Origin of the sequence: Streptomyces flavochromogenes, from assembly GCF_000717595.1 — a bacterium.
GTDB lineage: Bacteria > Actinomycetota > Actinomycetes > Streptomycetales > Streptomycetaceae > Streptomyces > Streptomyces flavochromogenes.
This window is the reverse complement of record NZ_JNZO01000001.1, coordinates 417,795-431,274: the sequence shown is the minus strand read 5'-3', so window position 1 is coordinate 431,274 and position 13,480 is coordinate 417,795. Positions and strand designations below refer to the sequence as shown.

The following is a 13,480-nucleotide window of genomic DNA, read 5'->3' as shown; positions in this document are numbered from 1 at the left end:
CAACCACTGCTGCGCAGCCACACCTTCGCCGGGCCCCGCCCCTCCAGGGCACCGCCCTGTACGACGCACGTCCCGAAAGGAACCACGACATGGCCCACAGAGCCCTCCGTGTCATCACCGCCGCTGTTCTGGCCGCTGGTGTGCTGACCGCCTGCACCACCGAGCCCGCGCCCACCGGTACCACCGGCGGCACCGGCAAGGGCTCCTCCGACGGCAAGCTGGTGCTCGGGTTCGCCCAGGTGGGAGCCGAGAGCGGCTGGCGCACCGCCAACACCAAGTCCGTACGCGAGGCGGCCGAGAAGGCCGGCATCACGCTGAAGTTCTCCGACGCGCAGCAGAAGCAGGAGAACCAGATCAAGGCGATCCGCACGTTCATCCAGCAGAAGGTGGACGTCATCGCCTTCTCCCCGGTGGTGGAGTCCGGCTGGGACACCGTCCTCAAGGAGGCCGAGAGCGCCGGCATCCCGGTGATCCTCACCGACCGTGCGGTCGACTCGCAGGACACCTCCCTCTACCGGACCTTCCTCGGCTCCGACTTCGTCAAGGAGGGGCAGGAGGCCGGCAAGTGGCTCGTGAAGGAGTACGAGGGGACCTCCGAACCGGTCAACGTCGTCGAGCTCCAGGGCACCACCGGCTCCGCACCCGCCAACGACCGCAAGGCCGGCTTCGCCGAGGTCGTCAAGGGCGACTCCAAGTTCAAGGTCGTCGCGTCCCAGACCGGGGACTTCACCCGCGCCAAGGGCAAGGAGGTCATGCAGGCCTTCCTCAAGTCCCACAAGGACATCGACGTCCTGTACGCCCACAACGACGACATGGCCCTGGGCGCCATCCAGGCCATCGAGGAGGCGGGCAGGAAGCCGGGCACCGACATCAAGGTGATCTCCGTCGACGGCATCAAGGACGCCTTCGTCGCCATGCAGGAGAAGAAGATCAACGTGGTGGTCGAGTGCAACCCGCTCCTCGGCGACCAGCTGATGGAACTCGCCGAGAAGGTCGCGGCGGGGGAGAGCGTCCCGCGACGGGTCGAGGTCAAGGAGGGCGTCTTCACCCAGGACCAGGCCGCGGCCGCCCTGCCCGGCCGCCAGTACTGACCCGACGCCCGCACCAGACCGGGGGCGGTCCTCGCGCCGCCCCCGACCCCTCAGGAGAGGAGGGCGGATGGCAGTCCCACCCACCCCCACACCCACCCGCACCGACCGGCCGGTCCTGGAGGCCCAGGGCATCCGCAAGGTGTTCCCCGGCGTCCTCGCCCTCGACGGCGTGGATCTGCGCCTCTTCCCCGGCGAGGTCCACGCCCTGATGGGCGAGAACGGCGCCGGGAAGTCGACCCTCATCAAGGTGCTCACCGGCGTCCACCCGCCCGACGCGGGAACGGTCTCCGTCGACGGCAGCTTCCAGCGATTCGCCGAACCGCTGGAAGCGCAGCACGCCGGAATCAGCACGGTGTACCAGGAGGTGAACCTGTGCCCCAACCTCTCGGTCGCGGAGAACATCCTCATCGGCCGTGAACCCCGGCGCCTGGGGCTGGTCCACTGGTCGGCCCTCCACGAACGCGCGGCACGGCTCATCACCGAACTGGAACTCGACCTCGACGTCCGCATGCCGCTGGGCACGTACTCCCTCGCCGTCCAGCAACTGGTCGCGATCGTACGGGCCGTGGACGTCAAGGCGAAGGTCCTCATCCTCGACGAGCCCACCTCCAGCCTCGACCGGGACGAAGTCGCCCAGCTGTTCACCCTGGTCCGCAGACTGCGCGACCGGGGTGTCGCGATCCTCTTCGTCACCCACTTCCTCGACCAGGTCTTCGACCTGTGCGACCGGGTGACCGTCCTGCGCAACGGGCGCCTCGAAGGCGAGTACCGGATCGACGAGCTGACACCCGTCACCCTCGTACACCGCATGGTCGGCAGCGAACTGCGCATCCTGGACGAACTGGCCGAGACATCCCACACCGGCCCCACGGCCGGCACCGGTTCCGGGGACACGTCCTTCCTCAGCGCCCGCGGCCTCGCCCGGGCCGGTGCCGTCCAGCCCTACGACCTGGACATTCACCGTGGCGAGGTCATCGGCCTGGCCGGGCTCCTCGGCTCCGGACGCACCGAGGCGGCCCGGCTGCTCTTCGGCGCCGACCACGCCGACGGAGGCGAGCTGCGGATCGACGGCAAGCGCGCCGTCCTGCGCTCGCCGCGCGCCGCGATTGCCCACAAGATCGCCTTCTGCTCGGAGAACCGCAAGGCGGAGGGTCTGATCGGCGAACTCACCGTCCGCGAGAACATCGTGCTCGCCCTCCAGGCCGCACGCGGCTGGACCAAACCCCTTTCCCGCACCCGGCAGGACGAGATCGCCGCCCGGTGGACCGAGGTTCTCGACATCCGCCCGGCCGACCCCGAGGCACAGGTCCGCAACCTCAGCGGGGGCAACCAGCAGAAGGTGCTGCTCGCCCGATGGCTGCTCACCGACCCCCAGCTGCTGATCCTGGACGAACCCACCAGGGGCATCGACATCGGTGCCAAGACGGAGATCCAGAAACTGGTCACCAGCCTGGCCGCGGAAGGCACAGCGGTCCTCTTCATCTCCGCCGAACTCGAGGAAGTGCTGCGGCTGAGCCACCGCGTGGGCGTCCTGCGCGACCACCGGCTCGTCGCCACCCTCCCCAACGACACGACCCTGACGCCCGACCGGATCCTGGGCGCCATCGCCACCGGAGCCACCTCATGACACCACCTGACGACACCGGCGCCGGGGGGCGCCCGGTCCGGGCGCCCGGCACCCGGCGGCTCATGGAGCACCGCTTGTTCTGGCCCGCCGCCGTGCTGGCCGCCCTGCTGGTGGGGAACGTCGTGTTCACCCATGACTTCCTCGCCGTCCGCGTCCAGAACGGACACCTGTACGGCAGCCTGATCGACATCCTGCAGTTCGGTGCCCCCCTGATCCTCGTCTCGCTCGGCATGACGCTCGTGATCGCCACCCGGGGCATCGATCTCTCGGTCGGCTCGACGGTCGCCATCGCCGGCGCCCTCGCGTGCGAGCACATCACCACCGCGAAGGACCCGGGGAGCCTGTCCACCGTCCTGTCCGCAATCGCGCTGGCGGTCGGCGTGGCCGCCGCGATCGGACTGCTGAACGGCTTCCTCGTCGCCCGGCTCGGCGTCCAGCCCATCATCGCCACGCTGGTCCTCATGGTCGCCGGGCGCGGCGTGGCCCAGCTGATCACCGACGGCCAGATCATCAGCGTGTCCAGCAGCGCCTACAAGATGATCGGCGGCGGCTACTGGCTCACCCTCCCCTTCGCCGTCCTCCTCGCCGCGGCCCTTGTCGCCGTCACCTCCCTCGTCACCCGGCGGACCGCGCTCGGGCTGCTCATCGAATCGGTGGGCGGCAACCCGGTCGCCAGCCGACTCGTCGGCATCCGGGCAGTCGGCCTCCTGGTCATGGTCTACGTCGTCAGCGCCGTGTGCGCCGCGGTGGCGGGCCTGATGATCAGCTCCAACGTGTCCAGTGCGGACGGCAACAACGCCGGCCTGTGGATCGAACTGGACGCGATCCTCGCCGTCGTCATCGGCGGCACCGCCCTGACGGGCGGTCGCTTCTCCCTCGGTGGGACGGTCCTGGGCGCGCTGATCATCCAGACCCTCTCGACCACGATCTACACCCTCGGCGTACCGCCCGAGACCACCCTCGTCTTCAAGGCCCTGGTCGTCATCGTCGTGTGTCTCGTCCAGTCGCCCGCGTTCCGCGCGCGACTCTCACGCCGTCGCCGAACGGCCGCCCCGGACCCGGCATCCGCGGCCGGCGACCTGACGGCCCGCCGGCAGGAGGTCCACCCGTGAGCACCCCCCTCGCCAAGCCGTTCCACCGCTTCTCGGCACGGCACGCCGCCCGCCTGCCGCTCATGGTGACGGCCACGCTGCTGGTCGCGATGTTCTCGATCGGCTCCGTGCAGTACGAAGGCTTCTTCTCCGCGCAGGTCCTGCTGAACGTCCTGATCGACAACGGCTTCCTGCTCGTCGTGGCGATCGGCATGACGTTCGTCGTCCTCACCGGCGGGATCGACCTCTCGGTCGGCTCGATGGTGGCCCTGTCGACCATGCTGACGGCCTGGCTCGTCGAACAGAACGGCCTGCCGCTCGCCCTGGCGGTGCCGGTGGTCCTGCTGGTGGGAGCCGGGGGCGGCGCCCTCATGGGCTGGGTGATCCACGCCTTCGAGATCCAGCCCTTCATCGTCACTCTCGCGGGCATGTTCCTCGCCCGCGGCCTCTGCTACATGATCAGCACCGAGTCCATCTCCCTCACCGACCCGACGACCACGCGGATCGCCCAGACGCGGGTGCTCCTGCCCGGGGGCCTGTTCGTCTCACCCGCCGTGATCATCGCCCTGGTCGTGCTGACACTCGCCTTCGTCGTCCTCCACCACACCCGCTTCGGCCGCACCGTCTACGCCTTGGGCGGCAACGAGTCCTCCGCCCGTCTCATGGGCCTGCCCGTAGGGCGCACCAAGGTCGCGGTGTACGCCGTGAGCGGCCTGTGTTCCGCCCTCGGCGGTCTGCTGCTGACCTTCTACATGCTGTCCGGCTACGCCCTGCACGCCGTCGGCATGGAACTCGACGCCATCGCCGCCGCCGTGATCGGCGGGACGCTGCTGACGGGTGGTTCCGGTTTCGTCCTGGGAACCGCCCTGGGCGTGACGGTCCTCGGCCTGATCCAGACCATCATCAGCTTCCAGGGCACGCTCAGTTCGTGGTGGACCCGCATCGTCATCGGCGGTCTGCTGTTCGTCTTCATCCTCCTCCAACGCCTCTTCGGAGGATCGCGCCAGGTGGAATAGACCCCTCGCCGAGAGCGAATCCCGGGCCGTCCTCCGCGTACGAACGCGGCCAGGGAGGGGGCAGGGCCATCCCTGCCCCTTTCCGGCTGTGCCCTCTCGCCGACAAGGAACCTCCATGAACCCATCACCGTCCCCCTTCACCGGGGTCCCCCCGGTCTGCCGCCCCGATCCGTACGCCGGACAACGATGGACCTTCGGCTTCCCCGGCGGACTCACGGCGGAGGTGCACACCCGCGGCGCCCGCCTCCACGAGCTGTGGGCTCCGGACCGGAACGGCACCCCGGCCGACATCGTCCTCGCTCCCCACGACCCCGCCCGGGCGGCCGACACCGCCCGGTACTTCGGCTCCACCGTCGGCCGCTACGCCAACCGCATCGCACACGGCCGGTTTTTTCTGGACGGGAAGCCGTACCAGCTGACCACGCAGGAGAACGGCCACTGCCTGCACGGCGGCACCGACGGCTTCGACACCCGCCTCTGGGAAGCCGAGAGCGTGCACACCCCGGAGTGGACCGGTGTGCTCCTGCGCCTCCGGAGCCCGGACGGCGACCAGGGGTTCCCGGGAAACCTGGACGTCACCGTCAGCTGTCTCATCGGCCGCGACGGCGAACTCGCCTTCACCTACTCGGCGGTCACCGACGCGGCCACCCTGGTCAACCTGACCAACCACGCGTACTTCAACCTCCACGGCGAGGGCGCCGGCGACATCCTCGGACACGAACTCGCCGTGCACGCCTCCCACTACACTCCGGTCGACGACGACCTCCTTCCCCACGGGGACCACCGCCCCGTCTCCGGCACCGCGTTCGACCTCCGCCGGCCGCTGAGGATCGCCGACGCCCTGGCCCGCCCCGGCGCGGACGGCGGGTACGACCACAACTTCGTCCTGAGCCCGCATGGCGACGAAACCCTCCGCCGGGCCGCCGTCCTCCACGCGCCGTCCACGGGCCGCAGCATGGAGGTGCTGACCACGGAGCCCGGACTGCAGGTCTACACCGCGGGCCAGTTCGACGGAACGGTCCTCGGCAAGAGCGGTACGCCCTACCGGGCGGGCGCCGGCATCGCTCTGGAAACCCAGCACTTCCCCGACTCCCCGAACCGCCCCGGTGACCCTTCCGCGGTGCTGCGCCCCGGCGACGAGTACCGGTCGAGGACGGTCTTGCGGTTCAGCACGCGCGGCTGACCGCGTACGAGCACGCTGACATGGCTGTGCCCGCCGGCGGAGGAGCCGGCGGGCACAGCCATGTCCAGAGCGTTGTCAGGCTCCCGCCCTGCGCTTGTTCCACACGTCGAAGCCCACCGCCGCGAGCAGCACGAGGCCCTTGATGACCTGCTGCCAGTCGGTGCCCACCCCGACGAGGTTCATGCCGTTGTTGAGCACGCCGAGGACCAGGCCGCCGATGATGGCTCCCAGGACGGTCCCGACTCCACCGCTCATCGACGCCCCGCCGATGAACGCGGCGGCGATGGCCTCCAGTTCGAAGTTCACGCCCGCCTTCGGGGAGGCCGCGTTGAAGCGCGCGGCGAAGACGAGCCCGGCGAGCGCCGCGAGCATTCCCATGTTGAGGAACACGGCGAAGGTCACCTTCTTGTCCTTGACCCCGGACAGCTTGGCGGCCGGCAGGTTCCCGCCGATCGCGTACACGTGGCGGCCGATCACCGCGTTGCGCATCACGTAACCGAAGCCGACCAGCAGCGCGGCCAGGATCAGGAGGACCACGGGGGCGCCCTTGTAGCTTGCGAGCAGCAGGGTGGTGACCAGGACAGCGGCGACCAGTGCCGTCAGCTTCAGCGCGAACAGGCCCGTGGGAAGCGGCTCCAGAGCGAATTCGCGCTGGCGACGGCGGTCCCGTACCTCCTGGAACACCACGTAGGCGACCAGTCCCAGGCCGAGGAGCAGGGTCCCGTTGTGGTAGTTGGTCTGCGGCCCCACCTCCGGCAGGAAGCCGTTGGCGACCTTCTGCAGTCCGTCCGGGAACGGGCCGAGCGTCTGACCCTTGAGGAAGATCTCCGTGAGCCCGCGGAACAGCAGCATGCCGGCGAGGGTCACGATGAACGACGGTATGCCGACGTACGCGATGAAGAAGCCCTGCAGGGCTCCGGCGACGGCTCCCAGCAGCAGGGTGAGGAGCACCGCGAGGGGCCAGGCCACATGGTGCTCGACCATGAGCACCGCCCCGATGCCACCGACCAGGGCCATCAGGGAGCCCACGGACAGGTCGATGTGCCCGGAGACGATGACGATCATCATGCCGATGGCCAGGATGAGGATGTAGCTGTTCTGCAGCACCAGGTTGGAGACGTTCCGCGGCAGCAGGAGGTCGCCGCCCGTCCAGATCTGGAACAGGAGCACGATCAGGGCGAGTGCGAAGAGCATCCCGTACTGGCGCATGTTCCGCCGGACGCCGTCCAGAAGCACCCGGGTCAGCGGTGCCCCGGTGGACGGAGTCCAGCGGCCATGAGGCGCCGGCGTGGTCGATTTCGTGCTGACGTCGGTGCTCATGCCTGGTGTCCTTCGCTGGAGGCGGCGCCCGCGGTGACCGCCGGTGGTGCGGGGGTGTCCTGCGTCATGTGCCGCATCAGGACTTCCTGGGTGGCGCCCTCGCGGGCGACTTCGCCGGTCAGCCGGCCCGCGGCCATGGTGTAGATGCGGTCGCACATGCCGAGCAGTTCGGGCAGCTCGGAGGAGATGAGGAGAATCGCCTTGCCCTCGGCGGCGAGCCGGTCGATCACGGTGTAGATCTCGAACTTGGCTCCCACGTCGACTCCGCGTGTGGGCTCGTCGAGGATGAGGACGTCAGGCCCGGCGAGGATCCACTTGCTGAGAACGACCTTCTGCTGGTTGCCGCCGGAAAGGCGGCCGACCGGCTCGAGGACGTTCGGAGCCTTGATGTTCATGGTCCGCCGGTACCGTTCGGCCACCTTGCGCTCCTCGTGCCCGTCGACGACGCCGCGGCGGGCGAGGGCGCCGAGGGACGCGAGCGAGATGTTCCGGCTCACGGAGTCCCCGAGGTTGAGCCCGTAGTGCTTGCGGTCCTCGGTGACGTACGCGATGCCGTGGGCGACCGCCTCGGGGACCGTGCGTGTCCGTACCTCGCGGCCGTCCTTGAGCACGGTGCCCTGCTCGTAGAGGCCGTAGGAACGGCCGAAGACGCTCATCGCGAGTTCGGTGCGGCCGGCACCCATGAGTCCCGCGACGCCGACGATCTCCCCGCGGCGGACCTGGAGCGAGACCCCGTCGACGGCCTTGCGGCCGCGGTCGAGGGGGTGACGTACGGTCCAGTCCCGGATCTCCAGGACAGGGCCGGCGGAGGGCGGGCCCTCGTACGGCGTGCGGTCGGGGAACCGGCTGTCGAGGTCCCGCCCCACCATGCCGCGGATGATGCGTTCCTCGGTGGTGGCGGGGTCCCTGACGTCGAGAGTCTCGATGGAGCGCCCGTCGCGCAGGATGGTGACGGAGTCGGCGATCTGAGCGATCTCGTTCAGCTTGTGCGAGATGATGATCGACGTGATGCTCTGGCTCTTCAGCTCCCGCATCAGCCGCAGCAGCTTCGCGCTGTCCTCGTCGTTGAGCGCCGCGGTGGGCTCGTCGAGGATCAGTAGGCGGACGTTCTTCGCCAGTGCCTTCGCGATCTCCACGAGCTGCTGCTTGCCGACACCGATGTCGGCGACCCGGGTCTCGGGGTGTTCGTCGAGCCCGACCCGCCTGAGCAGTTCGGAAGCACGGCGCAGCGCCTCGTGCCAGTCGATGATCCCGCGCCGGGACGGCTCGTTGCCGAGGAAGACGTTCTCGGCGATCGACAGATAGGGAACGAGTGCGAGCTCCTGGTGGATGATGACGATGCCGCGCTGTTCACTGGCCCTGATGTCCTTGAACCGGCACGGCTCGCCTTCGAAGAGGATCTCTCCTTCGTAGGTGCCGTGGGGGTGGACGCCGGACAGGACCTTCATGAGCGTCGACTTGCCGGCACCGTTCTCTCCGCACAGGGCGTGCACCTCGCCGCGCTCCACGGACAGGGTCACGTCGGACAGTGCTCTGACCCCGGGGAATGTCTTGACGATGGACCGCATCTCGAGGACGGGCCCGGCCGGGGGCGAGGCGAAGACGGGAACCTTGGGGGAGTGGGCCGGGGCGGGCGTCACCGCAGTTCCTCGGCGTTGATGTAGCCGGAGTCGACCAGGACCTTCCGGTAGTTCGTCTTGTCGACGCTGACCGGATCGAGCAGGAAGGCCGGGACCACCTTCTTGCCGTTGTCGTAGGTGGCGTCGTCGTTGATCTCGGGCTTCTTGCCGGCGAGGACGGCGGTCACCATGTCTGCGGCGACCTGCGCGAGTGCGCGCGTGTCCTTGTAGACGGTCTGCGTCTGCTGGCCCGCGATGATCGACTTCACCGAGGCGACCTCCGCGTCCTGGCCGGTGACGACCGGCAGCGGCTTGGCGGCGCTCCCGTAGTCGTCGGACTTCAGGGCGGACAGGATGCCGATGGAGATGCCGTCGTAGGGGGAGAGCACGGCGTCGACCCGGGCGGTGGAGTACGAGGAGGTCAGCAGGTCGTCCATGCGCTTCTGCGCCGTCCCTCCGTCCCAGCGCAACGTGGTGACCTGGTTGAGCTGGGTCTGCTGGGAGCGTACGACCAGCTGCTTCTTGTCGAGGTAGGGCTTCAGTACCTTCATGGCGCCGTTGAAGAAGTACTTGGTGTTGTTGTCGTCGTTGGACCCGGCGAACAGCTCGATGTTGAAGGGGCCCTTCTTCGAGCCGGCCTTCAGCCCCAGCTTCTCGACGATGTACGTGGCCTGGAGCTCGCCGACCTTCTCGTTGTCGAAGGAGGCGTAGTAGTCGACGTGCGGGGAGCCCAGGATGAGCCGGTCGTAGGAGACGACCGGGATGTGGGCGTCGGCCGCCTGCTGCAGGACGTTGGACAGGGCCTCGCCGTTGATGGCGGCCACGACCAGGGCGTCGACGCCCTGAGTGATCATGTTCTCGATCTGGGCGACCTGCTGGTCGGGGTCGTCCTCGCCGTACTGCAGGGTCGTGGCGAAGCCGGCCTTCTTCAGGCTTTCGGTCATGTTGCGGCCGTCGGCGATCCACCGCTCGGAGGATTTGGTGGGCATCGCGATGCCGATGGTGAGTTCCTTCGTGTCCTTCGACTCCTGGCTGCCGCCCTCGCTGTTCTGCCCGCAGGCTGTCAGGAGCAGGGCACAGCCGGTGGTCACGGCCAGGAGGGCGGATGCGGATCGGAACTTCTTCATGGGTTACCTGGCAATCCCGTCGTCGAGGGCGGCTCCGGCCGAGGGACGGGTCCGGCGGCGGCGCGTGAGCTCGCACCACCGGGACGGCGCCGTTCCGGCTGGGTGGCCGGGGCGTCGGCGCCCCGGTCGAGGTTGATTGTTAGCGCTCACAACAGCGTGATACAAGAGGCGCTAAGGTTTTTCTCGCATCGATATACAGCCCGTAAGCACGGAGAAGGGAGGCGAACGTGGTGCATCCCGCGGATGACGTCCGCCCGCCGACGATGGCCGACGTCGCACGAGAGGCGGGGGTCTCCCATCAGACCGTCTCCCGGGTGCTGAGCGATCACCCCAACGTGCGCGCGGCCACCCGGGAACAGGTCACCCTGGCCATCGAGCGGCTGGGCTACCGTCGCAACTCCGCCGCACGCGCCCTGGTGACGCGCCGTACGAGGACGCTGGGTGTCATCGCCGTCAACACCGCCCTGTACGGCCCTGCCAGTACCCTGACCGGCCTGGAGGAGGCGGCCCGGGAGCAGGGCTACCTCGTCTCGACCGTCAGTCTGCGCACCGGAGAGGGGCAGGGGCTCAAGGACGCCATCGACCACCTCGCGTCCTGGGGCGTGGAGGGCGTCGTCGCCATCACCCCGCAACGCTCGCACGTGCAGGCGCTCGCCGAGCTGGACGCACCCTTCCCCGTGGTCACGGTGGAGGGTGGACACCAGCTCGACCTGCCCGGCGTCTCCCTCGACCAGGAGCTCGGCGCCCGCATGGTCACGGAGCACCTGCTCGCCGCCGGGCACGGCAACGTCTGGCACGTGGCGGGCCCCGACGACTGGCTGGAGAGCGAGGCCCGCACCGCGGGGTGGCGCACCGTCCTGGAGGAGAGCGGTATCCGCCCTCCGCGCGTACTGACGGGGGACTGGAGCCCGCTGTCCGGGTACCGGGCGGGACAGGAACTCGCGGGACTCGCCCTGGCCCGTCGCGGGACGACACCGGTCACGGCCGTCTTCGTCGCCAACGACCAGATGGCGCTCGGCGTCCTGCGGGCGCTGCGCGAGGGCGGGATCCGCACCCCCGGACAGGTCGCCGTCGCCGGCTTCGACGACATCCCGGAGGCCGAGTTCTTCCCTCCGCCGCTGACGACGGTCCGCCAGGACTTCGCCGCCATCGGGCGCCGGAGCATCGGGCTGCTGGTGGACCACATCGAGGGTCGCGCCCGGAAGGCCGAGCACCTCCTGGTGGAACCGCAGCTCATCATGCGCGCGAGCACGCGCCCCTCGAACGAATCCTGACGCGGGGGGTGGGCTCTCGCCGCCACCTCATGGAGGCCGGCGTCAGGTCTCCTGTCCGCTGTTTCTGCTGTCCGGGGCCTGCCGTCTGTCGCTCGATGTCCGGCGTCCGGCGTCCGGCTGCGTACGCGCGTCGGTCCGCCCCCGCAAGCGCTCCGTCGACCGTTCCGTCCGCTCGTCCTCCCACGGGGCCGGTCGCGACGCCGGGCCGTCTCAGGGGCGGTAGGTGAGCGCTCACTTCACAAGCTCGGCTTCCTGCCGAAAGTTCGGCAAGAACTGCACGCAGCTCTTGTCCAGATTGATTGTGAGCGTTAACAATCAGGGTGCTCCTCTGGCCCTGTTCATGACGAGAGAGACCGCATCGTGACCACACACACCGTTTCCGGCCCCGCAGCCCCTCACCAGCCCGAGGCATGCACCATCGGAGTCGACTTCGGCACCCTCTCCGGGCGCGCCGTCGTGGTCAGGGTCCGGGACGGCGCAGAACTCGGTTCGTCGGTCCACGAGTACCGCCACGCAGTCATCGAGGACCACCTTCCCTCCACCGGCGCCCCCCTGCCCCCCGACTGGGCCCTGCAACACCCCGAGGACTGGCGCGACGTCCTGCGTACCGCTGTGCCGGCGGCGCTCGCCGACGCCGGAGTCGACCCGGCCCGCGTCATCGGCATCGCCACCGACTTCACCGCCTGCACGGTCCTGCCGACCGCCCAGGACGGCACTCCGCTCGCCCTGACGTCCGAGTGGGCCGACCGCCCGCACGCCTGGCCCAAACTGTGGAAGCACCACGCGGCCCAGGCCCATGCCGACCGCATCAACGCCCTCGCTCACGCACGCGGCGAGAAGTGGATCGCACGGTACGGCGGCAAGATCTCCTCCGAGTGGCAGTACGCCAAGGCCCTGCAGGTCCTGGAAGAGGACCCGGCCGTCTACGCCGCCTCCGCCCGCTGGATCGAGGCGGCCGACTGGATCGTCTGGCAGCTGACCGGAAGCGAGTCCCGCAACACCTGCACCGCCGGCTACAAGGGCATCCACCAGGACGGGACCTACCCCTCGCCCGCCTTCCTCGCCGGACTCCACCCGGACTTCGCCGACTTCCCCGCCACCCGCCTGGAGCACCCCCTGTCCCCGCTGGGCTCCCGCGTCGGCACCCTGAGCAGCCGGGCCGCAGACTGGACGGGTCTCCCCAAGGGCATCGCCGTCGCGGCGGGCAACGTCGACGCCCACGTCGCCGCACCCGCGGCGGGCGCCGTGGAGAACGGCCGGATGCTCGCCATCATGGGCACCTCCACCTGCCACGTACTCAACGGCGCCACCCTCGCCGAGGTCCCCGGCATCTGCGGGGTCGTCGACGGCGGCATCGTCGAGGGTGCCTACGGTTACGAGGCCGGTCAGAGCGCGGTAGGCGACATCTTCGCCTGGTGGCTCCGCCAGGGCGTCCCGGACCACTACCGCGCCGAGGCCGAGGCAGCGAGCGAGGACCTCCACGGGCTCCTGACCCGCAAGGCCGCCGACCAGCCGGTCGGCGCGCACGGCCTGGTGGCCCTGGACTGGATGAACGGCAACCGTTCCACCCTGGTCGACCACCACCTCTCCGGAGTCATCGCCGGCCTCACCCTCGACACCCGGCCCGAGGACGTCTACCGGGCCCTGCTCGAATCCACCGCCTACGGCACCCGGGTGATCGTCGAGACTTTCGAGGGCGGCGGGATTCCCGTCGAGGAGTTCATCGTCACCGGAGGGCTGAGGAAGAACGCGCTGCTGATGCAGATCTACGCCGACGTGCTCCGCCGCCCCGTGTCCGTCGGCACCTCCGAGCAGGGTCCGGCGCTCGGCTCAGCCATCCACGCCGCGGTCGCCGCGGGCGCCTACCCCGACGTCCGCTCCGCCGCTTCCGTGATGGGCAGCGTCCAGCGCCACGCGTACGTGCCCGACCCCGCACGGGCGGACGCCTACGACGCGCTGTTCGACGAGTACCGCGCCCTGCACGACCACTTCGGTACCGGAGCGGACCTCCTCCTGCACCGCCTGCGACGGATCCGCAACACCGCGCGCCTCGTCACCATCTGCTGACCGGGGCGCCTCGCCACCACCGGCCTCCGCCGGCCCGACCTCTCCGCCCCAGCACCTCCGAGGAG

At 69.6% G+C, this 13,480-nt stretch carries 10 protein-coding genes; 7 read left to right on the top strand and 3 right to left on the bottom strand.

Annotated features, from left to right (window positions below):
• Window positions 1-89 precede the first annotated feature (89 nt).
• From IF00_RS0101760 to IF00_RS0101740, 5 genes are all read left to right on the top strand, one after another.
• Complete coding sequence (locus IF00_RS0101760) at window positions 90-1,091, top strand: ABC transporter substrate-binding protein (protein ID WP_030313377.1); 1,002 nt, start codon at window positions 90-92, stop codon at window positions 1,089-1,091.
• Window positions 1,092-1,158: 67 nt separating this feature from the next.
• Window positions 1,159-2,718, top strand: coding sequence for a sugar ABC transporter ATP-binding protein (locus IF00_RS0101755; protein ID WP_051819600.1), 1,560 nt, complete (start codon window positions 1,159-1,161; stop codon window positions 2,716-2,718).
• Window positions 2,715-3,830: an ABC transporter permease gene (locus IF00_RS0101750; RefSeq protein WP_030313374.1), complete on the top strand. Its 1,116-nt coding sequence runs from the start codon at window positions 2,715-2,717 to the stop codon at window positions 3,828-3,830. Before IF00_RS0101755 ends, IF00_RS0101750 begins: the two co-directional genes overlap by 4 nt.
• A complete protein-coding gene (gene yjfF, locus IF00_RS0101745; protein ID WP_030313372.1) occupies window positions 3,827-4,825 on the top strand; it encodes a galactofuranose ABC transporter, permease protein YjfF in 999 nt (332 codons plus the stop codon). The genes IF00_RS0101750 and yjfF overlap by 4 nt, the downstream gene beginning before the upstream one ends.
• Window positions 4,826-4,940: 115 nt before the next feature.
• On the top strand, window positions 4,941-6,008 hold the full coding sequence (locus tag IF00_RS0101740) for an aldose epimerase family protein (protein WP_030313370.1): 1,068 nt from the start codon (window positions 4,941-4,943) through the stop codon (window positions 6,006-6,008).
• A gap of 75 nt (window positions 6,009-6,083) precedes the next feature.
• Here the strand turns inward: IF00_RS0101740 and mmsB are convergent, their stop codons facing one another.
• Genes mmsB through chvE form a run of 3 tightly spaced genes read right to left on the bottom strand, consistent with a single transcriptional unit; the run spans window position 6,084 to window position 10,074 of the window.
• Window positions 6,084-7,328 (bottom strand): multiple monosaccharide ABC transporter permease, encoded by a 1,245-nt coding sequence (gene mmsB / locus IF00_RS0101735; RefSeq protein ID WP_030313368.1) that lies wholly within the window; start codon window positions 7,326-7,328, stop codon window positions 6,084-6,086.
• Window positions 7,325-8,968 (bottom strand): multiple monosaccharide ABC transporter ATP-binding protein, encoded by a 1,644-nt coding sequence (gene mmsA, locus IF00_RS0101730; RefSeq protein ID WP_030313365.1) that lies wholly within the window; start codon window positions 8,966-8,968, stop codon window positions 7,325-7,327. Before mmsA ends, mmsB begins: the two co-directional genes overlap by 4 nt.
• Window positions 8,965-10,074 carry a multiple monosaccharide ABC transporter substrate-binding protein gene (gene chvE, locus IF00_RS0101725; protein WP_030313363.1) on the bottom strand — a complete coding sequence of 370 codons (1,110 nt, stop codon included), beginning with the start codon at window positions 10,072-10,074 and terminating at the stop codon, window positions 8,965-8,967. Before chvE ends, mmsA begins: the two co-directional genes overlap by 4 nt.
• A gap of 263 nt (window positions 10,075-10,337) precedes the next feature.
• Here chvE and IF00_RS0101720 point away from each other — a divergent pair, with 263 nt between their 5' ends.
• Both IF00_RS0101720 and araB read left to right on the top strand, forming a co-directional pair.
• Window positions 10,338-11,348, top strand: coding sequence for a LacI family DNA-binding transcriptional regulator (locus IF00_RS0101720; RefSeq protein ID WP_051819684.1), 1,011 nt, complete (start codon window positions 10,338-10,340; stop codon window positions 11,346-11,348).
• Between the two features lie 360 nt (window positions 11,349-11,708).
• Window positions 11,709-13,415, top strand: coding sequence for a ribulokinase (araB, locus tag IF00_RS0101715; protein ID WP_030313361.1), 1,707 nt, complete (start codon window positions 11,709-11,711; stop codon window positions 13,413-13,415).
• The last annotated feature ends 65 nt before the right edge of the window (window positions 13,416-13,480 follow it).